The following is a 24,684-nucleotide window of genomic DNA, read 5'->3' as shown; positions in this document are numbered from 1 at the left end:
AGATCCTCGTTGTATTTCTCTCTTAATCTCTAGGCTCAGCCCTATTCGATTCAGGGGGAAAATGGTAGACTGCGCGATTAAGTATAAACTTTCAATAACGGTGTACGGGAATGTTACCGGCGCCGATCAAGAGATTGGAGAGAACTATGGCCAGTCGTGGCATCAACAAAGTTATCCTAGTGGGTAACTTGGGTAATGATCCAGAAATCCGTTATATGCCAAGTGGCGGTGCAGTAGCAAATATTACTGTTGCTACCTCTGAGACATGGCGCGATAAGAACACCGGTGAGCAGCGCGAGAAAACCGAGTGGCACCGTGTTGCGCTGTTTGGCAAACTTGCTGAAGTGGCAGGCGAATACCTGCGCAAAGGTTCTCAGGTCTACATCGAAGGTCAGCTTCAGACCCGTAAATGGCAGAACCAGCAAGGCCAAGATCAGTACACGACTGAAATCGTGGTTCAGGGCTTTAACGGCGTGATGCAAATGCTTGGCGGTCGTCAGGGCGGTCAGGGCGCACCTATGGGTGGCCAGCAGCAACAAGGTGGTTGGGGTCAGCCTCAGCAGCCAGCAGCCCAGCAGCAGAGCTACGCACCTCAGCAGCAGTCTGCGCCGCAGCAGCCACAACAGCAGGCTGCTCCTCAGCCTCAGTATAACGAGCCACCAATGGATTTTGACGACGATATTCCGTTCTGATCCATGCAAGACTGAACACAAGAAGCCCCGCATTGCGGGGCTTTTTTTGTCTGTGACAAATTATTCGAACAAGAAGAAATAGCCGTAGGCAACCAGCAGTGCCGGGATGGCCGAGTATACGGTGGCCACGAGGGCTGCCTTTGGTGCCAGGGCGATGGCCGGGAACAGGGCGTCCCCGTCGTTGCTGATGGCATTGCCGAGTTGGGCCGAGAGCGGGACGGTCCCCGAGAGGTAGAGGCTGGTCACCAGAATTTGCGGGCCGCAGCCGGGAAGCAGGCCGATAGCCACCCCCATCAATGGCAGCAGCAGGGCCCAGTTGGAAAACAGTTTGGCCAGATCCAAACCACTCCAGTACAGGGTCAGTTCGAACAGTAAGAAGGCGGCGATCACCCAACTAGTGACAAAGTTGGTATCTTGGGCCACGCGCTGGAACAGGTTGGCGGTACGGAGCTTGGGATCTTCGGAAACTGCGGATTCATAGTCGGTCACATCACGGCTTATCGCCCATAGCAGCATGGCTGTCACGGCGGCGGCGGCACCTGCGATGGCCGTTGTGCCGGCGGGAAGGCCAAAGGCCAGATCGGTATCGATCTGGAGCGATCCCATGATGGCAATAGTGATCGCCGGCAAGAGCATCCATTGCCAGAATTTGCCCTGAAGGCGGACGCCAGGCTGGTTCAGTGCCGGTGGGTGGTTTTTATCGCAACAGGTATTCGTTGCTTGCCGGATGTTGTCTGGCCGCATGAAGTGCTCGCCGTGGATGGCGTCGACCAGCCAGCCGGAAAGTAGGCCGACAACAAAGCCGAGGGCAACGACCATTAGTCCGGTTGAGGGTTTCGCGGCAAGCAACAAGAAGGCGGCGTCCCCCATGGTTGCGGTCAGGACAGCAACGACGGCTCCGAAGCTGAGCTTGCCTCTGACATATTGAGTGATGACGACAATGGCCCCGCCGCAGCCGGGCAGCGCACCCATCGCTGAGGCAAAGATCACCTGGAAGCGGGCGCTTTTTTCCAACAAGAGGGAAAGGGAGTTATTGCCTTGGCTCAGTTTGGCGGAAATAGCATGGTAGATTGCCAGCGTTGCGGCCACGTAGGCGGCAACCTGCCAGAAGGCATCAGCGAGTACATTGACGGTCAGTTCGCGGGTGCCGTCGGATGCGACCAGCAAGGCCAGTAGGATCATTGGCAGGAGCAGCCGCTTGTAGGTTAACCGGTGTTGCCTGGGTAATGCCCTTTCTAGAGCCTGTTGGATAGGTGCCATATCAATCTCTGTCTCTGCATTATAGGAAAGTATAGAAGCAATTTAAATGCAAACGAGAATTATTATCAAGTGGTATTTTCGTTAAGACACATACCATCTGATCGGGCCTAGCCTCAGCGGAGGTTTCCGGCGGCGGCTTTGGCCTTGATAAAGTCTATGAAGAGCTTGGTCTTGACGTGGTTGAATTCCAGCTTTGGGTAATAGGCGTAGGCCGAGAGGAGCGGTTGTTTCAGGCCCGGCAAGACGGGCACGAGCAACCCTTTGCTGAGTTCGCGTTTTACGGTGTTTGCACTGGCAAGAATGATCCCCATCCCGGCCACGGCGGCAGCGACGAGGGCTTCAGGGTTTTGGGTGGTGAAGTTGCCTTTGAGGCGTAGGCGAATATCATTTTCGAACAGGTGTTCCTGCTCATGGCCGTGGCTTCCGAACAGCAGGCAATTGTGTTGGATGAGCTGCTCGGGGCTTTCGATGGCGGGCTTGCCGTCAAGGTAGGCCGGGGCTGCGTAGAATCCGGTCTGGAAGCTGAAGAGCTTGGTCGCGATGTAGCTCGATGAATTGAAATCCGCCAGCTCTTTGCTGATAAAGAGATCGAGATTGAGATCCGGAAGTTGTCCGGGGGTGATGGTATGGAGCTCAATTTGGATATTCGGATAGCTTTGGGTGAACTCGGCCAAGTAGTTGACTAGCAGGCGGCTGCCGGTTGCCAGCGGGGCGCCGATCCGCAGGACGCCGCTGACTTCGCCGTAGGTGGATGTGGTTTCGGCCAGCATCTGGTGCCAATCGTCGAGCAGGCGCGCGCTGCGTTGGTAGAAAAGCCTACCGGCATCGGTCATGGTCAGGCTGCGGGTGGTGCGTTTGAGAAGCTGGACGCCGAGTTGCTTTTCTAGCCAGGAAAGGCGCTTGGATAAGGCCGAGCTTGAGGTGTTTAGTTTGGTGGCGGCTTGGGCTAGCGACCCTTCGTTGACGACCATGACAAAACTGTTGGTGCAGGTGATCCAATCCATTCTATTACTCGGCTCCGGCGTTATATTCCATACATTATCATGGCTTTGATGCGCACGCAGCTTACATGCTGGTATTTGTTGGCCTGAAATGGCACTGAGGAATGAATAAATTGCTAATTTGTAGGGTGGGGCACTGACACGGTAAAACAATGGATGTTATTTTTAAGTTATGGATTTAAGCATGCTCGGCATGTTGAACTGCCTCCTTTTAATCGTGTAGATAGCGGGTATATGAGAAAAGCTTCTGGAATGAGGCTAACCAATCGCTTGGTAGCTTTTGTAACGTTAATTGTAATTTGTGCCATGTTCATTATTTTTGTGGGCGGTGCCGTCAGTTTTCGTAAGTTGGGACAGGATTACCTCACCCACTACCTCGATGGCGTTGTCGGGGTGATCGACCAAGAAATGGCAGAGCCCCAGGGGGCGTCATCCATGTCCCGCTGGCTGCCGAAGTTGCTCAAGGCGAGCAATGTTGTTGAGCTGGAAATTGGTAGTGAAAGCGGCATTGTATACACCTTCAAGGGGCTGAAAAAGCTGCCCGACCCATCGATTCTTCATGCCAGCCATTACGAATTGGCGCATAATCCCGGCTTTTATGTCTCCCTCAAGTCACTCCCGCCCTATACCGAGTTCACTTATTCGATCGGTGCGATGTCCTCGATTAGCCTTGCTATCGCGTTGATTATTTTCGGCTTGGTATGGGGGCTTGATTGGCTGCGGCGTCAGCTCCACGGTTCGGAGTTGCTCGAAGAGCGAGGGCGGATGATCCTGGCCGGCAAAGTGGATGACTTTGCGGTGGGGGATGAGCAGGAATGGCCGGCAACGGCGAGCTTGGCGCTGGATCAGATGATTGCCGAGCTCAAGGATGCCCGTCAGGAGCGAAGCCGGTTCGATACCTTTATCCGCACCCACACTTTTCTTGACCAGTTGACTGGCGCAGCCAATCGGGTGATGTTCGACAGTCGGCTTCAGTCAATGCTTCAGGATCAGGAGGCCCACGGTGCCGTGCTGCTGATCCGGATCGCCGACTGGGACGAGCTGCTGGCGGAAAAAGGCAAGGAAGCGGCCGATGAGTTGATTCAGGATGTCGGGGTTGTGTTGTCCAACTTAGTTCAACGCTATCCGGAGACGGTACTGGCCCGCTATTTCGACGCCGAGTTTGCGATCTTGCTACCGCAGCAGTCGGGCAAGGAGGTGAAACAGTTCGTTGGTACAATGATGAATGCACTGGACCGATTGGTGCCGCCCACCCCGCTGGATAGCGAAAACTGGTGCCATATCGGCATGACATTCTGTGCCAGCGGCGAGCGCCGCGGGCGGATCATGGATGAGGCCGACATGGCTCTGCGCAGTGCCATGCTGCAGGGAACCAATAGCTGGTATGCCTTTCGCAAGGATCAGCAGTTTGAAGATGCCCGGGGCAGTGTTCGTTGGCGCACCTTGCTCGATGCTGTGTTCTCCAGCGGCGGGCCAATCCTCTACCAGCAACCGGTGGTCATGCTGGACGGCAGTATTCTGCATCGGGAAATGCTGGCCCGGATCAAAGATGAAAACGGTATGCTGATTAAGGCCTCGCGTTTTTTGACGGCAGTCGAGCAGGTTGGCTTCAGCGCCAGAATGGATCGGGCTGTGGTGGGGAAAGTGTTGGAAAAACTAAGGACCGAGCCGGTTGCCGAAGCCGTGTCGGTGAACCTCAGTGTCAATGCTTTGCTTGATAAGCATTTTGTCAAATGGCTTCGTGATGAGTTGCTGCAGACGCCGCGTACGGTATTGAACCGTCTTTATTTGGAAATCCCGGAAGGGGCGTTGGTCAAGAACCTTGACGCCATGCGCCCGGTGGCTAGGATGCTTGGCGGGCTCGGTTGCAAGTTGGTCGTTGATCAGGCGGGTCGTACTATTGTTAGCACCCATTACATCAAGGACATTCAGGCGGATTACATCAAGCTCCATCGTGGGCTGGTCAAGGAGATTAACCTGCGTCAGGAGAACCAGCTATTTGTCCGCAGTATGCTGGGGGCAAGCGCCGATACCCGGGCTCAGGTTATCGCTGTCGGGGTCGAAAATAAAAAGGAATGGCAGGTGCTAACCCAGTTGGGAATTAAGGGTGGGCAGGGACGATATTTTGCAGCGGAAATAAGCGCGGAAAATAGAAAGTAAGTTCTTAATATTAAAATATCATGTGAAATACGTTATTAATAATCATATAAAAACATTATTTTAATTGTTACTATTTGATTAGCACGGTCAAAATATTGACGTCCCTGCATTTATATCCATGAAGGATTAGGCGGGCTGTATTTCTTTTTGCGCTGGTAGTCTTCACGTTGAAATCAATTCTAAATAAATTCATTAAGCAGCCGCGACAGCAGGCGACTGTATCGATGGCGTTATTTTCCGATACCGTCGCTTTGGTGTGCCGTCAAGATGGTGCCTGGCTGGTTGATGAGTACAGTGTTCGTGATAGCACGGGCTGGCCTATGGCCGTTCGAGAATTGGCAGAGCGCCATTCGCTGAAGGGGGAGCATGTCCAGCTTGTTCTCGGGCATGGCCGTTATCAGAGTCTGTTGATCGAAAAGCCGGAATTGCCCAGAGAAGAATATCCGACAGCCTTGCCGTTTCTGGTCAAGGACTTAGTCAACGACTCGCCTTCGGAGCTGGTTGCTGATGGCTTTGTCTCGCCACTCAAGGAGCGGTTACAGGTTTTTGTTGCTAACAAAAATCTGGTGGAGTCTTTGGTTCAGAGCCTTCGCGAGGCTGGTTGCGAGCTCAAGGGGATCTCGGTTGAGGAAGTGGTTTGGGGGCAGTTTGGTTCACCCGGACACACCCAGTTATTACTCCAGCGCCGTGGCAAGGGCAACTTGCAACTGATGGCTTTCAAACAGCAGGTGTTGTGTTTCCAGCGCCAGCTACGTGGTTTCGCTGCCCCGGTGGCCAAATCCGATCCCGCCCCATCCGACGTGATGCAACTTGATGGCTTGGCTTTGGAGTTACAGCGCTCGCTTGATTTCCTCAGTGCCCAGTTACGTGATGTCCCTGTTACTCAGGTGCTGGTTGCCTGCGACGGCGAGGATGACGCCTTACTGGCGACAGCTCTCGGCGAGCGTTTGAACGTGAAGGTCGCCGCTCTTTCACTGGAGGAGCAACTGCTGTCGAGTAATGCCCTGCGGGTCGCCTATGCAGGCCTGCACTCGGCCGAGCAATCGAATATCAATTTGTTCAGTGATAGCCTCAAGCCGAAAACCGAGTTGATCACCTTGTCGAATTTGGCGGCAGGGTGGGGGATTGCGATTGTTATTCTAGCCGCGTGTGCAGGCTGGTTCTCATGGCAAAATTATCAGCAGCAACAGCGATTGCTGGCCGAACAGCGTTTGCTCGATAGCGCTAATGGGGCTCTGGCTCGGGCGAAGGAAGCACTCGCGAAGCACTTGCCGAGTCAAATCAAGGTAGACATGGCCGCCGGGCTAGAGAAAAGCCTGGCATCGAAGCAGATGGCATTGAACTCTATCGCCATGCATGATGAAAGCCTCAAGGTAGGTTATGGCGCAATGATGGAGCAACTTTCGTTGGCGGCCAATGGCAATATTTCGCTGTCACATATCCGGGTATCTGGAGCCAATATGGATCTTGAGGGTATGGCCCGGACACCGGACGCCGTGCCTGTTTGGCTACAACAGTTTGATCAGTACAAGGCCTTGTCCGAGCGACGTTTCCAGCAGTTTTCACTGGGGCGGGATCGGAAAAATGGTGTGACATTCACGCTCTTTTCCGATCGTGAGCCCGCCCATAATTCGCAAGGAGGCCAGTCATGAATATGTGGCAGCAGTTGTGCGAGAAATTCGACGGACTGACCCGGCGTGAGCAGGGGCTTATCGCCTTGACGGGGTGGGTTGCTGTGCTGTTCATCGGTTTTGTGGCGGTCATCGAGCCTCAGATTCAGAGCTTGGATCATGCCGAGCAGCGGTTGGTGATGCTCAGCCAGGCCGTAACCAATAGCGATAACCAGTTGTTGTTGGTGAACCGTCGGCTCAAGCAAGATCCCGATCAGGAACTGGATACCCGGATCCGCCGTCTCAATGCCGAAAATGCCGAGTTGGATACCCAATTGGCAGAGCGAGTGGGCAGTTTGGTTTCGCCGGCCGAGATGCCAGTTTTGCTGGAAAAGGTATTGGCTCACTCAGAACGCCTGAAGTTGGTTGCGCTCTCATCGCTGCCGCCAGAGCAGCTGCAAAGCGGCGAGCAAGGCGGGTTCTATATTCACCGGGTCAAATTGATCCTGCGCGGTCGCTATTTTGATGTGGTTGATTACCTGAATCAGTTGGAGTCGCTGCCGGTGAAATACTATTGGCAGAGCCTTGATTACAAGGTCAATGGCTACCCATGGGCTGATGTGGAGCTGGTGGTGTATACGCTAGGTGAAAGTAGGGATTTTATCGGTGGTTAAGAACATTATACCGGTTGTGGTGCTGTGCGGCCTGTGCGGGTTGCCAGCACAGGCCCGCGAGAGTCAGGATCCTACCGCCCCGTTGGGTTGGCAGGCTCCCAAGCGTACGCAGGTGGTAACCCATGCCCGTTTGCCGAGCCTACAGGGGATCTTCTGTGACGGGCAGGCATGTACCGTGATCCTCAGTGGTCAGAGTGTCGGGCTGGGGGGCCGGGTAAACGGGTATGTCGTGTCGGCAATCGGGGACGAATCTGTGGTCGTAAGCCGGGGAGGGCGGCAGTGGCGCCTCGACCTGTTTGCAGAGAATATAAAGTCAGAATAAAACGAAGTGATTAAGATGCGAGTATTAGTTGTGGCTGCGGCCATCGTCTCCTTGGTGGGGTGTTCGATGGGCCACCGTAATCCGGTGGAAATCAAAGAGGCGCTCAACCAAGCGGCAAACGAGGCAAATAGCCGGCCATTGATGGATTTGCCAGCCTCGGTCAGTGATGATCTGATGCCGAGTCTGGATGGCAGCGAGTATGTCAGCCCTGTGGCATTGGAGAAGCGTTTTCGCGTCAATGCCCGTAATGTCGATGCCAAGGCCTTTTTCGGTAGCCTGGTGAAGGGGACGCCGTTCAATATGGTGATGCATCCGGACGTGAAGGGGAAAATCACCCTTAGTTTGCGGGATGTGACACTCGATGAAGTGCTGGATGTTGTGTCGGACATTTACGGTTACAGCATTACCCGCAAGGGCAATATTATCCAAGTTTTCCCGGCTACCCTGCGCACCGAGGTGATCCCTGTCGACTACCTCCAGCTCAAGCGCCGCGGTGTCTCTCTGACTACGTTGACCACCGGTTCGCTGACCAATAGCGATTCGGGGTCATCGGGGAGCGATTCGTCGGAGGGCGGTAGCAACAGCGACAATAACAACAATTCGAATAATGGTTCGTCGACGACGACGGGCGGTACCACAATCGAAACGGTATCCGAGAGTGATTTCTGGGTCCAGCTCGAGAAGGCGGTTCAGGCGATGATTGGTACCGGCAATGGTCGCAGCATCGTCGTGTCGCCGCAGGCCAGCCTGATTTCGGTACGTGCTTATCCCAATGAACTGCGCGAGGTCAAAGAGTTTCTCGGGATCTCGCAGCAGCGCCTCAAGCGTCAGGTGGTGCTGGAAGCCAAGATCATGGAAGTGACCTTGAGTGACGGTTATCAGCAGGGGATCAACTGGAGCAATATCACCAAGAGTATTGGCGGGACGGATATTACTTTTGGCACCGGGCAGGTTGTCAAAGATGTCGCGGGCAATATTATTCCACAGGTACTGCCAGGCGGCAGTGAAATTGCCAATTTGCTGGGCGGGCAGACCAATGTCACGATTTCCGATGGTAACTTCGATGCGGTGTTGAGTTTCTTGGATACACAGGGTGACTTGAACGTGCTGTCCAGCCCTCGGGTAACGGCCGCCAATAACCAGAAGGCGGTGATCAAAGTGGGTAATGATCAGTACTTCGTGACCGATATTTCCGGTGGCGAGGTAAACAGCGATGGCGGTACGGCATCACCCGATGTTGAGCTGACGCCGTTCTTCTCGGGGATCTCTCTGGATGTGACACCGCAAATTGACGATCAAGGCGGGGTGCTGCTGCATGTTCACCCTGCGGTTATTGATGTGGTGACCGAAGTCAAGGATATCACCCTCGGCGATACGTTCGGTACTTACCAACTTCCTCTGGCCAAGAGCTCGATCCGCGAGTCGGATTCGGTGATCCACGCTCAGTCCGGGGATGTTGTGGTGATCGGCGGCCTGATGAAATCAGCAACCCACGATCAGGTGAGCAAGGTGCCGTTGCTCGGGGATATCCCGGCGCTTGGCCACCTATTCCGCAATATCAATAAAATTGATACCAAAACTGAGCTGGTGATCCTGCTCAAGCCGACCGTGGTTGGCGAGCAGACCTGGCAAAAAGAGATTGAGCGCTCGCGGGCGCTGGTAAAAGAATGGTTCCCTAAGGGGTAAGCCATGTATCTGTTTCACTTCGGTATGGGGGCGGCACCTTTCGGGTTGACGCCCAATACTGCATTGTTCCATGCCCTTCCACCGCATCTCGAGGCGATTGAAACGACCCTTGCCGCTCTTTCTATGGGCGAGGGGATCATTCAGATCGCCGGCGAGGTCGGAACGGGCAAAACTCTGGTTTGCCGGATGTTGATGGGGCGGCTCCCCGAGCATTGTGAGCTTGCTTACCTGCCGACCCCGGCTGCCAGTGGCTACGAGCTGCGGATTGCATTGGCCCGTGAGCTCGGCCTGGCCACCGACGGTGACAGTGCCCTGTTGGCCGATCGCCTGCAGCAGGGGCTGTTGGCGCGCAAGGCCGAGGGGCGGTCGGTCGTCGTGCTTATTGATGAAGCCCAGGCTCTGCCGGATGATGCTCTTGAGGTGATCCGATTGTTGGGTAATCTTGAAACCGAGCATGAGAAGTTGCTGCAAATTATATTGCTGGGCCAACCGGAGCTTGATGAGCGGTTGGCGAGTCACCATTTGCGCCAGTTCCGTCAGCGGATCACATTTCGTAGCGCTCTGCGCCCCCTTACCCATGCCGAGACCGTGGCCTATATCCGTTTTCGTCTGGCCGGGGTTGGGGCATCCCCCGTTTTATTCCCGTATTCTGCCGCTAAAGCCATTTGGCGGGCGAGTGGAGGCATTCCGAGACTCATTAACCAGTTGTGCCATAAGGCACTGATAGCTGCATGCAGTGATAAGCGTCAACAGATCACCCGCCGTGATGTTCTGCTGGCAATTCGAGATACATTGGGAGCACGCCAGCCTCGCTGGACGTATCCGATTTTATGGGGATGGCAATAAGAACCCATGAGTGAACTGAACAAGAAATTACAAACATTGAGTCGGCAGCAGCCTGCGAGCATGGGCTCGTCGCTGGAGCCGGCAGATATTGCACCGCTTCCTACTCGCCGTTACGGATACTGGTTGGCGTTAGCCTGCACCGGTTTGCTCGCATCGGGATGTGTGGGCTGGTGGTTCGGTAGCCAGCCGGTGGCGGCTGTGTCGGCCCCCACGCCTGCCCCCGTTGCCATTGCGTCCCATACAGATGGGGAGCGTGTTCCCGAGCCTGCGAAAAAGGACGTGGGCCCGATGGTATCTTCCGCAACGCCTGATGTTCGGAAGATCTCGGAGCAGACGCCAGTGGAAGAGGTCGCACTGGCTCGCGGTGAACCTGAGGATAGTACCCCGGCGATTGCCAGCGTCACCGAGCTGGCCCCAATCGTCTTACCACCTCCGCCGGAGTCTGCCAGCCCCGCTTCTGCTGTTGCGGTAGCCCCGGCGGTACCGCCAGAGAAAAAAGCGCCTTCCAAAGAAGCTCGGGTTAAGGCAGCTGCCGTTTCAGCTAAGGCCGTCCAGCCAGCTGGTGGAACGCGGAGTGAAGCTGATGCGGGGGATGAGCCGGAAAGCGGTTTGGTGATAGAAACCGTGGCCCTGACGCCCGCGCAGCTGGCAGATGTGGAGTTTGGCCGAGCGGAAAAAGCTATGAAGGAAGGTAACAGCCGCAAGGCGGCGGACTATTACGAAGCGGCATTGTCCTATCGCCCTGATTGGGCCGAAGCCCGCCAAAAATTGGCAGCCTTGTATTACGGGCGGGGCGATGTCCGCCGTGCACTGGCTATTTTGCAAGAAGGTCTTGGCTATGACAGCCAGCAGCCGGTATTGCGCCTGACGCTGGCTCGGTTGCTGGTCAGTGAGTCGCAGCAGCAAGCTGCGCTCAATGTGTTGGCTGTCTTGCCTGCCCAGCCGGATAGTGGCTATCTCGCGATGCGCGGGGCATTGGCCCAGCAGCTCAAGAGCAACAATCTTGCCCTGAGTAGCTACCAGAGGCTTGTGGAACTTGAGCCTTATGATGGTCGCTGGTGGATGGGGCTGGGTATTGCATTGGAGCGTGGCGGCAATGGTACAAAAGCCGAGCAGGCCTATCAGCAGGCATTGCTGATGGGGCGAATATCATCACAATCACAACAGTTTATTCAGCAGCGGCTGAATGTATTGGCCAGTTCGGAGGGGTAACCGTGGCAATCCGTCTTAGAAAACGTCTGGGCGACTTGTTGGTTGAAGAAGGGATCATCAACCAGTCGGAGTTGGAGCAGGCGCTGAACCAGCAGCAGGCATCCGGCCGCAAGCTGGGGGATACCCTCATCAGCATGGGGATCCTGACCGAGCAGCAGTTGCTGCAGTTTTTGTCGCGTCAGCTGGACATCCCGCTGGTCGACTTGACCCGGCTAAGCGTCGATACCGAAGCGGTGGCCTTGCTGTCAGAGGTCCATGCCCGTCGCCTGCGTGCATTGGCCGTGGGGTTGAATGACGATACGGTGCGGGTTGCGATGAGTGATCCTGCCGACTTGTCGGCCCAAGAGGCGATATACAACCAGCTTAGCCAGTACCGTGTCGAGTTGGTTATTGCGCCGGAGCGGCAGTTGATCGCGGCCTTTGACCGCTACTACCGCCGGACTCAGGAAATTGTCTCCTTTGCTGAGCAGTTGCAGGCCGAGCATCAGAATGAAAATGACTTCGGTTTTGGGCTCGATGACGATGGCAACGAGGAAGTCACGGTTGTTAAGTTGATTAACTCGCTGTTCGAGGATGCGATTCAGGTTGGTGCTTCGGATATTCATATCGAGCCGGACAGCAAGGTGCTGCGGATCCGCCAGCGGATCGACGGCGTTCTGCATGAGACCTTGCTCAATGAGTCCGGGGTGGCTTCGGCATTGGTGCTGAGACTGAAGCTGATGAGCGGGTTGGATATTTCCGAGAAGCGTCTGCCGCAGGACGGGCGCTTCAACGTCAAGGTACGCGGCAATTCGGTTGATGTCCGTGTCTCGACCATGCCGGTCCAGCACGGAGAGTCGGTGGTTATGCGACTGCTCAACCAGTCAGCGGGGATCCTGAGCTTGGAGGAAATCGGGATGCCGGCGGCGATCCTTCAGCGTTTCCGGCGCCAGCTGCGCCGCCCGCACGGGATGATTCTGGTGACCGGGCCGACGGGATCTGGCAAGACGACCACCCTTTACGGGGCGCTCAATGAGCTCAACCAGCCGGGCAAGAAGCTGATTACGGCCGAGGATCCGGTGGAATACCGGTTGCCGCGGGTCAATCAGGTGCAGGTTAACAGCAAGATCGGCCTGACGTTCTCGTCGATCCTGCGTACATTCCTCCGTCAGGACCCCGATATTATTTTGGTTGGTGAGATGCGTGATCAGGAAACCGTGGAAATCGGCCTTCGATCGGCATTGACCGGCCACTTGGTATTGTCGACCTTGCACACCAACGATGCGGTCGACAGTGCATTGCGGATGATGGACATGGAAGCCCCAGGTTACTTGGTGGCCAGTGCGGTTCGCGCGGTATTGGCACAGCGGCTGGTTCGCCGGATCTGCCGTGATTGCTGTACGCCCTATGATCCGGACGAGGCGCAGCTGCAGTGGCTCAGGGCGCGTTTCCCGAACCATGCCGATGCCCAGCTGTATCATGGCTATGGGTGCCAGAGCTGCAACTTCACCGGTTTCAAGGGGCGGGTTGGGGTCTTTGAGCTGCTGGAAATGACCCCGGCGATGATGGATGCCCTGCGCGGCGGTGATGCGGTGCGCTTTACCCAAATTGCCCGCACCAGTGAGGGTTACAAGCCGCTGATTGAGTCGGCGATGGAGTTAGCTACCGAGGGTATAACCAGCCTCAACGAAGTATTGCTCCTCGGTGAGGGGGAAGAGTATGACGGTTGTTCTCTGTGAGTAGTGAGGATAGATAATGGCTGTATTCAAATATCGCGGCCGGGGTAGCAAGGGTGAAATCCAACGTGGCCAGATAGAGGCTGCCAATGAGGGATCGGCGGCGGACTTGTTGATCCGTCAGGGGATCATTCCGTTGGAAATTCGTCGGGTAAAGAGCCGTCAGGCTGCACATAACTGGGCTGAGTTTTTCAAGGCCAGCGTGCCGCTTGAGATCCTGGTGATATTTTGTCGTCAGCTCTATAGCCTGACCAAGGCCGGGGTCCCCTTGCTGCGTTCGATGAAAGGGCTGGGGCAAAGTACCAGCCACCCGTTGATGAAGGCGACGCTGGAAGCTGTTGTGGTGGAAATGACCAACGGCAAGTCGCTATCGGCTGCGATGCGCCAGCACCCCCGGGTATTTTCCGATTTGTTCATTTCGATGATCCAGGTGGGCGAGAATACGGGTAGGCTTGATGAGACCCTGTTGCAGCTCGCTCTTTATTTTGAACAGGAGATGGAAACCCGTCGCCGGATCAAGTCGGCGATGCGTTACCCGCTGTTTGTGGTTAGCGCCATCATGCTGGCGATGACCATCCTCAATATCAAGGTGATACCGCAGTTTGCCTCGATGTTCAGCCGTTTCGGTGTCGAGCTGCCGCTTCCCACCCGGATGTTAATCGCCAGCTCAAATTTCTTCGTTCATTACTGGCCGCTGATGCTCGGTGGCAGCGTGGCCGCGTGGCTGGGGATCCGGATATGGCGTAGGACACCGGCCGGGAGCGAGACATGGGACCGTTGGCGGCTGAAAGTGCCCATTGTGGGCGATATCGTCAACCGGGCCCAGCTATCACGTTTTTCCCGTACTTTCTCGCTGATGATCCGGGGCGGGGTCCCGCTCAATACCGCGTTGCAAATGTCGGCTGAATCACTGGGCAACCGTTATCTAGAAAGCCGTCTGGTCGAGATGAAAAACGGGATCGAATCTGGTGGCGGGATTGCGGCAACAGCCAATCACTCAGGGGTCTTCACCCCATTGGTCATGCAGATGATTGCCGTAGGCGAAGAGACCGGTCAGGTCGATGAGCTGCTGCTGGAAGTCTCGGATTTTTATGATCGGGAAGTGGACTATGACCTCAAGACCCTGACGGCCCGTATTGAGCCTATTCTGTTGTTTGTCGTGGCGATTATGGTACTGATTCTGGCGCTGGGTATTTTCTTGCCGATGTGGGGACTGCTCGATGTCGCGCGGGGCGTTTGAATACAATCTGCGCCGGCGACAAGTCTATTTCTTGTACTGTGCGGTGGCGTTGTTGCTGGTGGCCGCGTTACTGGTCGAATGGCACAAGGTTTACCGCGAAGCGGAGAAAGTTCAGCTGCAGACGATGGCCAACACCATTATTCACAGCGCCTCGGCGCTGCGTCAGCAGTGGGAGCTTGAGGGGCACCCCAAGCAGTCTGAAACCGATGGTATTCATTATGGTCATACCCAACGGGGATGGCCAATTATACGCATACGACAAGAAATTGACTGTCCATTAACCTGGCAGTTGCTCTCCTCCCGTGAAAATGTACCTGAATACCTACGTGTGGTGGAAAAAAAGATTTCCAATACAGAGCCTTACAATTCATGTTTTTATGAGGTGAGTCCCGGGAAATGGCTGGAAATTTTTTATGAAAATGAGACAATATACAGCAACATTTTTTTGACGCATCACCCAAGAAAGTGATGCATATTTGACAAGCGGTATCGTGGTTATTTTGCGGCCAGCCCGGCTGCGGTGCTTTGTTATCGGTATATGGAGATAAGGTTGTCATGAACAAGCAGTCGGGTTTTTCCTTGGTTGAATTGGTTGTTGTGATTATTGTTGTCGGCTTGCTGGCTGTGGCGGCGTTGCCGCGTTTTATGAATGTGACTGATGAAGCCAAGAAGGCCTCCATTGAGGGGATCGCCGGTGGCTATGCCACGGCGGTAATGTCGGTGCGTGCCCAATGGGAAGCTTATGGACGCCCAAAAAATGATGGCCGCAGCATGGTGGATTATGACGGTACCGATTTCTACCTGACGATGGAAAGTGATGATGGCAAACCGCGTATTGGCTATCCAGTCTCGCTGGACAACAAGGCCATCGATAGCATGGTGGTTGCTGACTGCGTCTCGTTGCTGGATAACCTATTGCAGAACCCGCCACGGGTGACTAGCGATAGCAAACAGGCGGCGGATGATGACTACCTGTTCTATACCGATTTGACCACTATCGATAACCAGAAAGCGTGCCGCTATTACCAATTGGCCTCGAAGGTTAAGGGCAGTGACGGCATAGCAAATGTGACGTCAGGTCATTACTTTACCTATCAGCCTGCCAAGGGGCAGGTTCGTACTGAAATTCGTCAGGCTGCAATCTAGTTCGCATGTCAATGAAGGTGATTGGGATGAAGCGTCAGGGTGGTTTTACGCTGATCGAGTTGGTCGTAGTAATCGTGATACTCGGCATTTTGGCCGTAACGGCTGCGCCGCGTTTCCTTGATTTGCAGGGCGACGGCCGCAAGGCGGCGTTGCATGGCCTGAAAGGGGCGATCAACGGAGCGAGCGGTATTGTCTTTGGCAAGGCGGCGCTAGAGGGGAAAGAGCAGTTGCCAAGCACCGCACTGGGCGATGACAGCAAAGGAACACGTATTGCCTTTGGGTACCCGGCTGCCGAAGAAGACGGGATGACCCGGGCATTGATGCTAGACACCGATGATGAATGGAGTGTGGCCTATGGTAAGGCAAGCCAGGTTCGTGGTGTCGAGAATGGAACGCCCCAAGTGGTATATACCTTGAAGGCGCTTGAGCCGGTGCTAACGGACACGAGTAAGGTGGCTGGCAGCTATTTCGAGCAGATTAAAACGACACACTGCTATGTCGAGTACAGTCAGGCTCACCGGATTTCACGGGAAATTGTCGAGCCAACGGTCACCGTGTACCACGCGGGCTGTTAGTGTTTGCCTGCCTGCGCGTAGGTATGAGCGGATATATTGAGTAAATAGCGAGCCTGCCCGGCAATGGATGCTGGGTGCAGGTCGCTGTTTGTTTTTGTTGTTAATAATAAAGTCCTTGTTAGGAGAGAAGTATGAAACGTCAGGGCGGCTTTACGCTGATTGAATTGGTAGTGGTGATTGTGATCCTCGGTATTTTGGCTGTGACAGCTGCACCGCGCTTTTTGAACCTGCAGGGCGATGCCCGTGGTTCGACGCTGGAAGGCCTTAAGGGCGCGATCAACGGCGCGACAGGCATTGTCTACGGCAAGGCGGCGATTGAAGGTAAGGAGCAGGCTGACGGTTCATCGACAGCTGTTGATGTTGATGGAATCACTACAAGTTTTGGTTACCCTACTGCACAAAATACGGGTATCCAGAAAGCATTGAAACTTGATACCAATGAGTGGAAGGCGGCTTTCGACAATACATCAGGTCAGACTCGAACTGCATTGTTCACTCTGAATGCGATTACGCTGGGCAATGAAGCGACGGATGTCGCCAAGGTGGAAGCGACAGAATGTTATGTTAAGTACACCGAAGCGAAACAAACTGGCACAGCTCCAAACCAAACGATTGAAGAAGCTAAGGTCGAAGTGGTTAAGACTGGCTGTTAATCATTGTATAGGGCCCTTCGGGGCTCTATTTCCTCAGTGTCGGCCTCTTGCGGGTATTGAGGAAATAGAGTGGATAGTGATAGCTATTTTCTCGTGTTGTTAATAATAAAATCCTTGTTAGGAGAGAAGTATGAAACGTCAAGGCGGCTTTACGCTGATTGAATTGGTTGTGGTGATTGTGATCCTCGGTATCTTGGCTGTGACAGCTGCGCCGCGTTTTTTGAACTTGCAAGGCGATGCCCGCGGGTCGACGCTGGAAGGCCTTAAAGGCGCCATGAACGGTGCGACCGGTATCGTGTTCGGCAAGGCGGCTGTTGAGGGCAAGGATCAGTCTTCGACAGCCGTGATAGTTGATGACATCAACACGATTTACGGTTACCCGACAGCAACTGCTAATGGTATGACTGCGGCATTGAAACTGGACCTGTACAAGGCGAAAGAGGGCGCGACTGCTGAGCATCAGGGTGAATGGCGTGCTGACTATGATACGGCAAACACTGCTGCCTACTACACGTTGAGTGCCCTGAAACTGGCAACGGATGATGTAGCGGGTATCAAGGCTTCAAAATGCTACGTTGAATACGTTCAAGCTCAAGAAAAAGCGGGTGAGCCAACGGTTACTGTCGAAAAGTCAGGCTGTTAATTCCTGGTTTGATAGAGCCCTGCGGGGCTCTATTTCCTCAAGTGCTTGGTGGAGAATGTCGAGTGTTTGAGGAAATAATTCTTATCGTCTTTTTTCTTCGGGATGAGTTATGGCCCGTACGCCTCGCGGTTTTACCCTAGTTGAGCTGATTGTGGTGATAGTCCTTATCGGCATTATCTCTGTTGTCGCGGCTACGCGGCTTATCGGACGCAGTAGCTATGATCCCTACCTCAATCGTGATCAGGCGATTGCCATGACCCGCCAAATCCAAGTTGCCAGCATGAATAGCGAGTTGGGGCAGGACTGCCGCCAATTGGTTGTCTCTGCTGATTATTTCGGATCGCCAGTTAGCTGTGCTGGGTTCGTCCATCCCCTGACCGGCGCCAGCGACAATTTGGCACTCTCTGTTACTGGCTTGCCTGACGGGGTGAATAGCATGATGTTCAACCTGATGGGGCAGCCTTACTATCTTGATGCCGGCAACACTCCCCAGAGGCTCTGCCTGCGAGGGTGCCGTTTTGTGTTTGGCGGCAACCGCTCGGGTGAGCAGGCGGTGATGGCGATGAACAAAGAAGGCTACGTCTATGCCGAATAACACCAGCTTACCATCTCCTTGCCTGCCCTCTATGCGCCGTCAGTCCGGCTTTACGCTTATCGAAGGGATTGTGGCGATGGTGCTCCTTAGTATTGCCATGGTGACGTTGAGCAGCTTTTTGTTCCCTCAGGCTGAGCAATCGGCCAGGCCCTATTATCAGGCGCGCGCTGCCGCCATCGCCAATGCCTTTTACAATACGATATTGTCCCGTCAGTTCGATGAGAACAGCGGGCTGCCCACCGACAATACGGTACGCTGTGACGAGACGGCATTTGGTGCCGCAAAATGTACGGATGAAGCTAAATTCGGCCCTGATAGTGGTGAGACGTATCGTGATGGCGAAAGCGCCAGTTCCCGGCTCAATGTGGCGGCGGCCAACGATGTTGATGACTTCGAGGGCTGCTGGGGGGAGCGTGCCTTATGCGCTACCCGTTATTCGCAGCAGCCGTGGCGGGGGCCGATTGAGAGCCTGCTGCACAGTGACGGCGAGTCGACAGATAGCTACCTCAATATGACCGTCGATGTCGCAGTCGGCTATGACGCCAGTATGAATACACCAAGCCCTGATTATCCTCATCAGCACAAGCGAATCACCTTGCAGGTCGATACCGGACGTCATGGCACATATGATTTTTCCGCCTTCCGGAGTAATTACTGATGGCGCGTTTATTGCGGCGGCAGCGCGGGTTTACCCTGTTTGAAATGGTGATTGCCCTTGTTGTCCTCGGGGTTATTGGGCTCGGTATTGGTGCATATCTTCAGCTCGGGGTTGAGGGCTATGTTCAGACGGTGAGCCGGGATCAGCATCAGCTGGTAGCTCGCTTCGCCCTGGAGAAAATGAGCCGCGAGATCCGCCATGCCGCGCCAAATAGTTTGGCGACCCGCCAGAGTGGCCAGTGCCTGACGTTCTATCCCGTTCGTTTGTCGGGTTTTTACCTGTATGAACCATCCCAGCAGAGCTTGGCGGTGACGCCGGTGCTGGGCAGCGAGGCTGACTGGCTGGCGATCGATGGGGACAGTTGGGCGGCAGTCGGGTTGGGGTCTGCGAGTCAGTATGACGCCAAACGGGACCGTGTATTGGGTGTTGCCAAAACCCGCGAACCGGAAGTATTGAATGTGCAGCTTGCCGTGCCTCTGCAGTCTCGTTCGCCGGGGAAGCGTTTTTATACCTACCGTGACAAGGTCAGTTACTGTTTTGAGTCTGCCACCCATAGCCTCTACCGCTTGGTTGGTGACAATGCGCAGCCGTCCACTGATACGCTAATCGCACAGGATGTCGAATCGGTGGCATTTACCGCGAGCGGGGCGGGTATGAACAGCAATGGGATGGCACATATCAAGATGGTACTGAGCGATCCTCAGAGCCGGGAGCGTTACTCCTATCAGCATACGGTACAGGTGATGAATGTTTTATAGCAGGCAACGTGGCAGCGTGTTGATGGTGGCGATCTTTGTGATCACCGTGATGGCAGTGATGGCAGCGGCATTGATCCGAATCGATTGGTCGGGGCAGGACACCACGACCCGTGAGATCCTTGCCAGCCGGGCTTGGTATGCCGCCCATTCGGGCAACGAATATATGATGAGTAAGTTGTTCCCGCTGGGTAGTCGCTTGGCTGATGCTGACGCTTGCCGTCAGTATACCGGTCAGCTACCAGCCGCACGCTTTCAGTGCCAGTCGTTAGTACTGACTTGTACCAAGATCCCTTATGGCGATAGTCCGTCACCGAGCTACAAATTCAAACTGGAAACCACCGCCCGCTGCGGAACCGGCAAGTTTGCCGTTTCCCGCACTCAGGAGTTGTGGGCCAAGGATGTTGAATCGCATGATTAGACCCTTATTTCTCGCGCTATGCTTGACCATTGCAGGTATGGCTCCGTTTCAGGCTTTGGCCGCAATCAATAGCTGCTTTGCCAGCAGCAAGGCATCGTTTGATGTGACGTTCATGATCGATCAGGCACGGTTGTACGAAACCGTGATGGCCCAGCAAAGCAGTGGCAAACGTGAGCTGCCGTTGTGGAGTGACGAGCTCAATACCAAGCTGCATGCCGTGATTGCCGATGATCATATTCAGCGTGGCAGGAACTATAAAGTCTGGCTTAAATATATCCATTCCGGCAATGCCAGCCAGAAGGCCGGTATGTTGGAGTATTACATCTGGGAGCAGGGAAATTGGAAGCTTCTCCAGCAGCGTTGGGCCGATCTCTCATCGCTTCATAGTACCCGAATTGGGATCAAGGCGTTGGGCAATGCCGTGACGGGCTTCCAGTGTCAGGCGCCGCAGCCCCCGGAACCACCGATCCGCAATTATTGCGAGGCTTTTACTGGCCCAGCTCAGACATGGCAAGGCAACCATACGCAGGCTTATCTTGGCCACAAAGCGCTGATCACAGGGACCTATGTTGAAGGGGAGGATCATTATCTCTGGTTCCCGTTGGAGACCGGGCACAATATGCCGGGTCGGGGGCTGGAAGCCTGTGATTTCAAATCGTGCCGCTTCCCTTCTTCACAGCAGCCCAACAGATGGGCAAAAAAGCTGGACTTAGGCACTTTTCAGTCAACGTCATCACCAAATTATTATGCACCTCATTTCCCGAAGGCCAAAGAATACGCTCAGTTTGCTTTGGGGCACGCAAAGACGGAAACATTGCAAAACGGTGAGGGGCATAAAATCAAGTCTTTGAGTGTCTCTGACGGCTCAACGCTGCACCTCTATACCGGGACCTATTGGTTTGAAACGGTAATGGTTTCAAAGCGCAGTAAAATAGTGACCCATGGGGATGTCGTGATTTACACCAAGGATATGTCATTAAGCGATTTCTCCTCGCTATCCCCTGCTGACGGGGTTCCCGACTCACTACGGGTGTATGACTATAAGGGGAAAGGGGCCAATTGGGGCTATGTGAGCCTGACTAAGGGAAGTTCTCTTGTTGGCCTGCTGTATGCCGAAGATAGAGTCGAGATAGACGGTGGCCATTGTATCGGGATGAATACGGATACGTGTCAGGTGACCTCTATTACCGGTGCCGTGACGACGTCTTTTTTGGTTATGAACAGTAGTTCGACTCTGCCAAGTACCGTTATTTATGGAAAGAGTGACTGTTTCTCACCGCCTCCGGCCAAGGATTATTTTATCGATGTAACCCCGGAGCAGGATTTCTCGCTGACCTGCGATCGGCAGAAGGTTGAGTTTCAGGTGACGGACAAAGAAGGCTTGCCGGCAAAGGGCTACAAGGGCGAGGTTGATATCGCTACATCGCTGAGTACGCCGGGCAAGGCCTATTGGTATAAACAGGAAAGTGGCGGGACGGGAAGCCGGCTTGATGCCAGCCAGGCCCACTCACTGGCCGTTGATGACAATGGCCATCTGGCGTTATGGCTCAAGAGCGACAAGATTGGCAAGGTGTCGGTGACGGCAACCCTCGCCGATGACAAGGACAAGAGCGATAGCGGCCTATACAATTTCGTGCCGTTCAAGTTTGTGATTGCGGATGAGCATTTGCCCGTTGTTGCAGGGCGTCCGGTGGATATCGAGATCAAGGCAATGGCTTGCTCTTCGCCGCAGAGCAACGAGGTGGCTGTTGGCTACCAAGGTGAGCGGACACTGACATTGGCGACCCGTTATGATGCCCCCTCGACGGGTCGGGATTCTGTCGAGCTGGCAGCGCCAAAGAGCGATGACTGGAAAACCGAGGCGATTAAACTGGATTTCAATCAAGGCAGGGCCAAGGCGCAGCTGCGCTACCTTGATGCAGGCAAGACCATGCTGACCCTGTTTGATCCCAAGTGTACGCTGGATGGTTGCGAGATCCTTCCGCGATCACGCCGAGCCAGCATGCGTGATCTCGGTAACTGGCAGCGCCTTGAAGGCAGCCAGGCCGTTTGGTCACGGCCCTATACCTTTGCCCTGTGCAACGCAGGCGGAGAAGCCAAGCCGATCCAGAGTGCCACGGGGACATCTGTTAAGGGAAATGCCTTTGTTGCCGCTGGCGAGCAATTTGAAACCAAAGCCAAGCCAGTGATTTGGTTGCCGGTAGATGCTGGCAAGTCGGATATCGACGCGCAGGGCAATGCTAGAGGGACGGTTGACAGCTCGCAGATGTGCGGGCGGCCGATAACGGCTAATTTCATGGCTTCCGGCTCGCCGGGCACGAGCGTCGAGTTGTCAATTCCTGCAGGAGAGGGTATCCAGCCCCACTCGCCGAGGGTAGCCGGAGCAAGTGCTGGCCAGCTGTTTGTCGAAAACCAGTCTTTAACGAACCAATCCCTCGAAGACACCCCGTTTTCGGCACGCTGGAGCGAGGTCGGGAGCGTGTTGCTGCAGGCTGATACCCAAGCTGATTATTTAGGGATGGATATGAACATGGGCTATCGTCCGGTTGGCCGTTTTTATCCCAAGTATTTCAAAGTAGTCGAAGCACAAAGTGGTACTGCTTATCCGCAGGATCAGAGCTTTGTCTACATGGATCAGCCGTTCCGCGGGATGCTGAGGGTGCAGGCCCAGAATGCCCAGAAGCAGCCAACGGTCAACTACGGTTATTTTGCCGATAAAAATCAAGTGGGTGTCGAGGTGGAAGCGGTTGATACCGGAGTCGATTATCTGTTGCCGAACCGGCTGACTGACCGTATCGATTTTGGCGGTTGGCCAAAGAATTGGGGCCAGATGTGGCAGCGGGATAGCGTGATTGTTCCTGATAGCCTGCTGCTGTTTGGCCGCTTGCTGGCCTCCCCGGCGGTACTGGCCGGCGGGAGGTCTACTGCACCTGATGGTCCGTATGAGGTTGCGATGGGGGTATTGCCGCAGGAGATGTCGGCAAGCGAGTGCCAGCAGGTTGGTTGTCCGGTATTGGCGCAGCCGAATATGGAAGTGGTCGCTTGCGGTGCCGGGCAGGATTGCGGCGAGCCTCGCAGTGCCGAGCAGTTCGCCCGTTTTGCCACCCGTTATGGCCGGATGGTGCTGGATGATGTTGCTGGACGTGCCGATAGCGATCTGACGATCCCGCTGCGGGTAGAGTACTGGAATGGTACTGAATTTGTGACCAACAAAGATGATGACGTTTCCCGGTTCGATGGCCAGTACAGCTGCCGCCAGCTCCTCGCTCAGTCGGTGGCGATAAAGAGCCAATCGAAAATCGAGGGTAAAGGACAGGTTGAGAAAGGGGCTGCCATGGCGGGTGATTTGACGGCGATTCCTGATCCAACAAGAGGTTACCGCGAGCAGGCGCGTTTTTGGCAGAAGTTAGTTGACGCTAACCCGAAAAAGGCCGTCAGCAATGATCCGGACATAGCGTGTGAAAAAGGTTATGCTGGGGAGCAGTCTCAGCCCTGGTTACTGTTTAACTGGCGTGGGTTGGGGGATGAAAATCCATCAGCAGTGGTTACTTTTGGGGCATACCGAGGGAATGACCGCATCATATATCGGGGGGAAAAGGGCATTAATGGGCTGCTTAACTAAATAAAATGCCGATCTGTGGCAGGTTTGACAATCCTTGCCTTGTCTCGATCCGCCCCCCCTGATACATTTAGCGCAATTTAACGAATTTCTGAGCTTGCAGGATTAGCCGAAGACTATGTTTAAAAAACTTCGTGGCATGTTTTCTAATGACCTGTCAATTGACCTGGGTACCGCCAATACCCTCATTTACGTCAAGGGACAGGGCATCGTTCTTGATGAACCCTCTGTTGTCGCGATCCGTCAGGATCGTGCCGGCGCAACCAAAAGTGTGGCCGCAGTAGGCCATGCGGCAAAGCAAATGCTGGGTCGTACTCCGGGTAATATTGCTGCGATTCGTCCGATGAAAGACGGTGTGATTGCCGACTTCTACGTGACAGAAAAAATGCTACAGCATTTTATCAAGCAGGTTCACGACAATAGCCTGCTGCGCCCAAGCCCACGAGTTTTAGTTGCGGTACCTTGTGGTTCGACCCAGGTCGAGCGTCGTGCAATCCGCGAATCTGCCCAGGGTGCTGGTGCGCGTGAAGTGTATTTGATCGATGAGCCAATGGCGGCTGCAATCGGTGCTGGCATGCCGGTATCGGAAGCAACGGGTTCTATGGTGATCGATATCGGTGGTGGTACGACCGAAGTTGCTGTGATCTCACTAAACGGTGTTGTTTACTCGTCGTCAGTACGCATCGGCGGTGACCGTTTCGACGAGGCGATCATCAACTATGTACGCCGTAACTACGGCAGCCTGATCGGCGAGGCGACCGCTGAGCGCATCAAGCACGAAATCGGTTCGGCTTACCCGGGTGACGAAGTCCGTGAGATCGAAGTCCGCGGCCGTAACCTTGCTGAAGGTGTGCCTCGTAGCTTCACGCTGAACTCCAACGAAATTCTGGAAGCATTGCAAGAGCCACTGACCGGTATTGTTTCTGCCGTGATGGTTGCCCTTGAGCAGTGCCCGCCTGAGCTGGCGTCTGATATTTCAGAGCGCGGTATGGTTCTGACTGGCGGTGGTGCGCTGTTGCGTGATCTGGATCGCTTGTTGACCGAAGAAACCGGTATTCCAGTGGTTGTGGCCGAAGAGCCGCTGACTTGTGTTGCCCGTGGCGGCGGCAAGGCTCTGGAAATGATCGACATGCACGGTGGCGATCTGTTTAGCGATGAATAATGCCCGCCCGGGCATTTCTACAAACAGGTTATAGTGTTA

At 54.7% G+C, this 24,684-nt stretch carries 23 protein-coding genes; 21 read left to right on the top strand and 2 right to left on the bottom strand.

From position 1 onward, the window contains the following. Positions 1-146: 146 nt before the first annotated feature. Positions 147-692 carry a single-stranded DNA-binding protein gene (locus tag ACSF8X_RS00340; RefSeq protein WP_047878524.1) on the top strand — a complete coding sequence of 182 codons (546 nt, stop codon included), beginning with the start codon at positions 147-149 and terminating at the stop codon, positions 690-692. A gap of 60 nt (positions 693-752) precedes the next feature. On the opposite strand, the gene ACSF8X_RS00335 is transcribed toward ACSF8X_RS00340, so the two are convergent. Further along, positions 753-1,952, bottom strand: coding sequence for a putative manganese transporter (locus tag ACSF8X_RS00335; protein WP_500850447.1), 1,200 nt, complete (start codon positions 1,950-1,952; stop codon positions 753-755). Between the two features lie 113 nt (positions 1,953-2,065). Continuing rightward, on the bottom strand, positions 2,066-2,956 hold the full coding sequence (locus ACSF8X_RS00330) for a LysR family transcriptional regulator (protein WP_047878526.1): 891 nt from the start codon (positions 2,954-2,956) through the stop codon (positions 2,066-2,068). A 231-nt stretch (positions 2,957-3,187) separates the two neighbouring features. On the opposite strand from ACSF8X_RS00330, the gene csrD reads away from it, so the two are divergent. The 20 genes from csrD (at position 3,188) to ACSF8X_RS00230 (ending at position 24,645) form a co-directional block, all read left to right on the top strand. Further along, positions 3,188-5,113 (top strand): RNase E specificity factor CsrD, encoded by a 1,926-nt coding sequence (gene csrD / locus ACSF8X_RS00325; RefSeq protein WP_500850446.1) that lies wholly within the window; start codon positions 3,188-3,190, stop codon positions 5,111-5,113. A 224-nt stretch (positions 5,114-5,337) separates the two neighbouring features. Further along, on the top strand, positions 5,338-6,765 hold the full coding sequence (locus tag ACSF8X_RS00320; protein WP_500850445.1) for a PilN domain-containing protein: 1,428 nt from the start codon (positions 5,338-5,340) through the stop codon (positions 6,763-6,765). Beyond that, a complete protein-coding gene (locus tag ACSF8X_RS00315; RefSeq protein WP_500850444.1) occupies positions 6,762-7,397 on the top strand; it encodes an MSHA biogenesis protein MshJ in 636 nt (211 codons plus the stop codon). Before ACSF8X_RS00320 ends, ACSF8X_RS00315 begins: the two co-directional genes overlap by 4 nt. Next, on the top strand, positions 7,390-7,719 hold the full coding sequence (locus tag ACSF8X_RS00310) for an MSHA biogenesis protein MshK (RefSeq protein WP_500850443.1): 330 nt from the start codon (positions 7,390-7,392) through the stop codon (positions 7,717-7,719). The genes ACSF8X_RS00315 and ACSF8X_RS00310 overlap by 8 nt, the downstream gene beginning before the upstream one ends. A 15-nt stretch (positions 7,720-7,734) precedes the next feature. After that, positions 7,735-9,405 (top strand): pilus (MSHA type) biogenesis protein MshL, encoded by a 1,671-nt coding sequence (mshL, locus tag ACSF8X_RS00305; protein ID WP_047878530.1) that lies wholly within the window; start codon positions 7,735-7,737, stop codon positions 9,403-9,405. A gap of 3 nt (positions 9,406-9,408) precedes the next feature. After that, positions 9,409-10,251, top strand: a complete 843-nt coding sequence (locus ACSF8X_RS00300; protein ID WP_500850442.1) for an ExeA family protein — start codon at positions 9,409-9,411, stop codon at positions 10,249-10,251. Positions 10,252-10,257: 6 nt separating this feature from the next. Continuing rightward, on the top strand, positions 10,258-11,463 hold the full coding sequence (locus ACSF8X_RS00295; protein WP_500850441.1) for a tetratricopeptide repeat protein: 1,206 nt from the start codon (positions 10,258-10,260) through the stop codon (positions 11,461-11,463). Between the two features lie 2 nt (positions 11,464-11,465). Next, a complete protein-coding gene (locus ACSF8X_RS00290) occupies positions 11,466-13,181 on the top strand; it encodes a GspE/PulE family protein (RefSeq protein WP_047878533.1) in 1,716 nt (571 codons plus the stop codon). A gap of 16 nt (positions 13,182-13,197) precedes the next feature. Then, positions 13,198-14,418 carry a type II secretion system F family protein gene (locus ACSF8X_RS00285; RefSeq protein WP_500850440.1) on the top strand — a complete coding sequence of 407 codons (1,221 nt, stop codon included), beginning with the start codon at positions 13,198-13,200 and terminating at the stop codon, positions 14,416-14,418. After that, positions 14,399-14,887 carry a hypothetical protein gene (locus ACSF8X_RS00280; RefSeq protein WP_500850439.1) on the top strand — a complete coding sequence of 163 codons (489 nt, stop codon included), beginning with the start codon at positions 14,399-14,401 and terminating at the stop codon, positions 14,885-14,887. Before ACSF8X_RS00285 ends, ACSF8X_RS00280 begins: the two co-directional genes overlap by 20 nt. An 86-nt stretch (positions 14,888-14,973) precedes the next feature. Further along, entirely contained in the window at positions 14,974-15,564 is a 591-nt protein-coding gene (locus ACSF8X_RS00275) for a prepilin-type N-terminal cleavage/methylation domain-containing protein (RefSeq protein WP_047878536.1), read from the top strand. Positions 15,565-15,590: 26 nt separating this feature from the next. Continuing rightward, positions 15,591-16,139: a type II secretion system protein gene (locus ACSF8X_RS00270; protein ID WP_500850438.1), complete on the top strand. Its 549-nt coding sequence runs from the start codon at positions 15,591-15,593 to the stop codon at positions 16,137-16,139. A 131-nt stretch (positions 16,140-16,270) separates the two neighbouring features. After that, entirely contained in the window at positions 16,271-16,792 is a 522-nt protein-coding gene (locus ACSF8X_RS00265; protein ID WP_500850437.1) for a type II secretion system protein, read from the top strand. Between the two features lie 130 nt (positions 16,793-16,922). After that, on the top strand, positions 16,923-17,435 hold the full coding sequence (locus tag ACSF8X_RS00260) for a type II secretion system protein (protein ID WP_500850436.1): 513 nt from the start codon (positions 16,923-16,925) through the stop codon (positions 17,433-17,435). 109 nt (positions 17,436-17,544) lie between these two features. Further along, a complete protein-coding gene (locus ACSF8X_RS00255; RefSeq protein WP_053062425.1) occupies positions 17,545-18,030 on the top strand; it encodes a prepilin-type N-terminal cleavage/methylation domain-containing protein in 486 nt (161 codons plus the stop codon). Beyond that, positions 18,020-18,688, top strand: coding sequence for a type IV pilus modification PilV family protein (locus ACSF8X_RS00250; RefSeq protein WP_500850435.1), 669 nt, complete (start codon positions 18,020-18,022; stop codon positions 18,686-18,688). Before ACSF8X_RS00255 ends, ACSF8X_RS00250 begins: the two co-directional genes overlap by 11 nt. Next, positions 18,688-19,446: a PulJ/GspJ family protein gene (locus tag ACSF8X_RS00245; RefSeq protein ID WP_500850434.1), complete on the top strand. Its 759-nt coding sequence runs from the start codon at positions 18,688-18,690 to the stop codon at positions 19,444-19,446. Before ACSF8X_RS00250 ends, ACSF8X_RS00245 begins: the two co-directional genes overlap by 1 nt. Next, positions 19,436-19,864 (top strand): hypothetical protein, encoded by a 429-nt coding sequence (locus ACSF8X_RS00240; protein ID WP_047878541.1) that lies wholly within the window; start codon positions 19,436-19,438, stop codon positions 19,862-19,864. Before ACSF8X_RS00245 ends, ACSF8X_RS00240 begins: the two co-directional genes overlap by 11 nt. Further along, positions 19,857-23,486, top strand: coding sequence for a DUF6701 domain-containing protein (locus ACSF8X_RS00235; RefSeq protein ID WP_500850433.1), 3,630 nt, complete (start codon positions 19,857-19,859; stop codon positions 23,484-23,486). Before ACSF8X_RS00240 ends, ACSF8X_RS00235 begins: the two co-directional genes overlap by 8 nt. Before the next feature lie 115 nt (positions 23,487-23,601). Next, complete coding sequence (locus ACSF8X_RS00230; RefSeq protein WP_047878543.1) at positions 23,602-24,645, top strand: rod shape-determining protein; 1,044 nt, start codon at positions 23,602-23,604, stop codon at positions 24,643-24,645. Positions 24,646-24,684 lie beyond the last annotated feature (39 nt).

It is taken from the genome of Photobacterium panuliri, assembly GCF_059920555.1.
Note: the sequence above shows the minus strand (reverse complement) of the source record. Positions and strands in the feature narration are given on the sequence as shown.

Bases quoted from the DNA above. Each gene is read 5' to 3' on its own strand.
- ACSF8X_RS00340 (WP_047878524.1), top strand. From the start codon at position 147: ATGGCCAGTCGTGGCATCAACAAAGTTATCCTAGTGGGTAACTTGGGT.
- ACSF8X_RS00335 (WP_500850447.1), bottom strand. From the start codon at position 1,952: ATGGCACCTATCCAACAGGCTCTAGAAAGGGCATTACCCAGGCAACAC.
- ACSF8X_RS00330 (WP_047878526.1), bottom strand. From the start codon at position 2,956: ATGGATTGGATCACCTGCACCAACAGTTTTGTCATGGTCGTCAACGAA.
- csrD (WP_500850446.1), top strand. From the start codon at position 3,188: ATGAGAAAAGCTTCTGGAATGAGGCTAACCAATCGCTTGGTAGCTTTT.
- ACSF8X_RS00320 (WP_500850445.1), top strand. From the start codon at position 5,338: ATGGCGTTATTTTCCGATACCGTCGCTTTGGTGTGCCGTCAAGATGGT.
- ACSF8X_RS00315 (WP_500850444.1), top strand. From the start codon at position 6,762: ATGAATATGTGGCAGCAGTTGTGCGAGAAATTCGACGGACTGACCCGG.
- mshL (WP_047878530.1), top strand. From the start codon at position 7,735: ATGCGAGTATTAGTTGTGGCTGCGGCCATCGTCTCCTTGGTGGGGTGT.
- ACSF8X_RS00300 (WP_500850442.1), top strand. From the start codon at position 9,409: ATGTATCTGTTTCACTTCGGTATGGGGGCGGCACCTTTCGGGTTGACG.
- ACSF8X_RS00295 (WP_500850441.1), top strand. From the start codon at position 10,258: ATGAGTGAACTGAACAAGAAATTACAAACATTGAGTCGGCAGCAGCCT.
- ACSF8X_RS00285 (WP_500850440.1), top strand. From the start codon at position 13,198: ATGGCTGTATTCAAATATCGCGGCCGGGGTAGCAAGGGTGAAATCCAA.
- ACSF8X_RS00280 (WP_500850439.1), top strand. From the start codon at position 14,399: ATGTCGCGCGGGGCGTTTGAATACAATCTGCGCCGGCGACAAGTCTAT.
- ACSF8X_RS00275 (WP_047878536.1), top strand. From the start codon at position 14,974: ATGAACAAGCAGTCGGGTTTTTCCTTGGTTGAATTGGTTGTTGTGATT.
- ACSF8X_RS00270 (WP_500850438.1), top strand. From the start codon at position 15,591: ATGAAGCGTCAGGGTGGTTTTACGCTGATCGAGTTGGTCGTAGTAATC.
- ACSF8X_RS00265 (WP_500850437.1), top strand. From the start codon at position 16,271: ATGAAACGTCAGGGCGGCTTTACGCTGATTGAATTGGTAGTGGTGATT.
- ACSF8X_RS00260 (WP_500850436.1), top strand. From the start codon at position 16,923: ATGAAACGTCAAGGCGGCTTTACGCTGATTGAATTGGTTGTGGTGATT.
- ACSF8X_RS00255 (WP_053062425.1), top strand. From the start codon at position 17,545: ATGGCCCGTACGCCTCGCGGTTTTACCCTAGTTGAGCTGATTGTGGTG.
- ACSF8X_RS00250 (WP_500850435.1), top strand. From the start codon at position 18,020: ATGCCGAATAACACCAGCTTACCATCTCCTTGCCTGCCCTCTATGCGC.
- ACSF8X_RS00245 (WP_500850434.1), top strand. From the start codon at position 18,688: ATGGCGCGTTTATTGCGGCGGCAGCGCGGGTTTACCCTGTTTGAAATG.
- ACSF8X_RS00240 (WP_047878541.1), top strand. From the start codon at position 19,436: ATGTTTTATAGCAGGCAACGTGGCAGCGTGTTGATGGTGGCGATCTTT.
- ACSF8X_RS00235 (WP_500850433.1), top strand. From the start codon at position 19,857: ATGATTAGACCCTTATTTCTCGCGCTATGCTTGACCATTGCAGGTATG.
- ACSF8X_RS00230 (WP_047878543.1), top strand. From the start codon at position 23,602: ATGTTTAAAAAACTTCGTGGCATGTTTTCTAATGACCTGTCAATTGAC.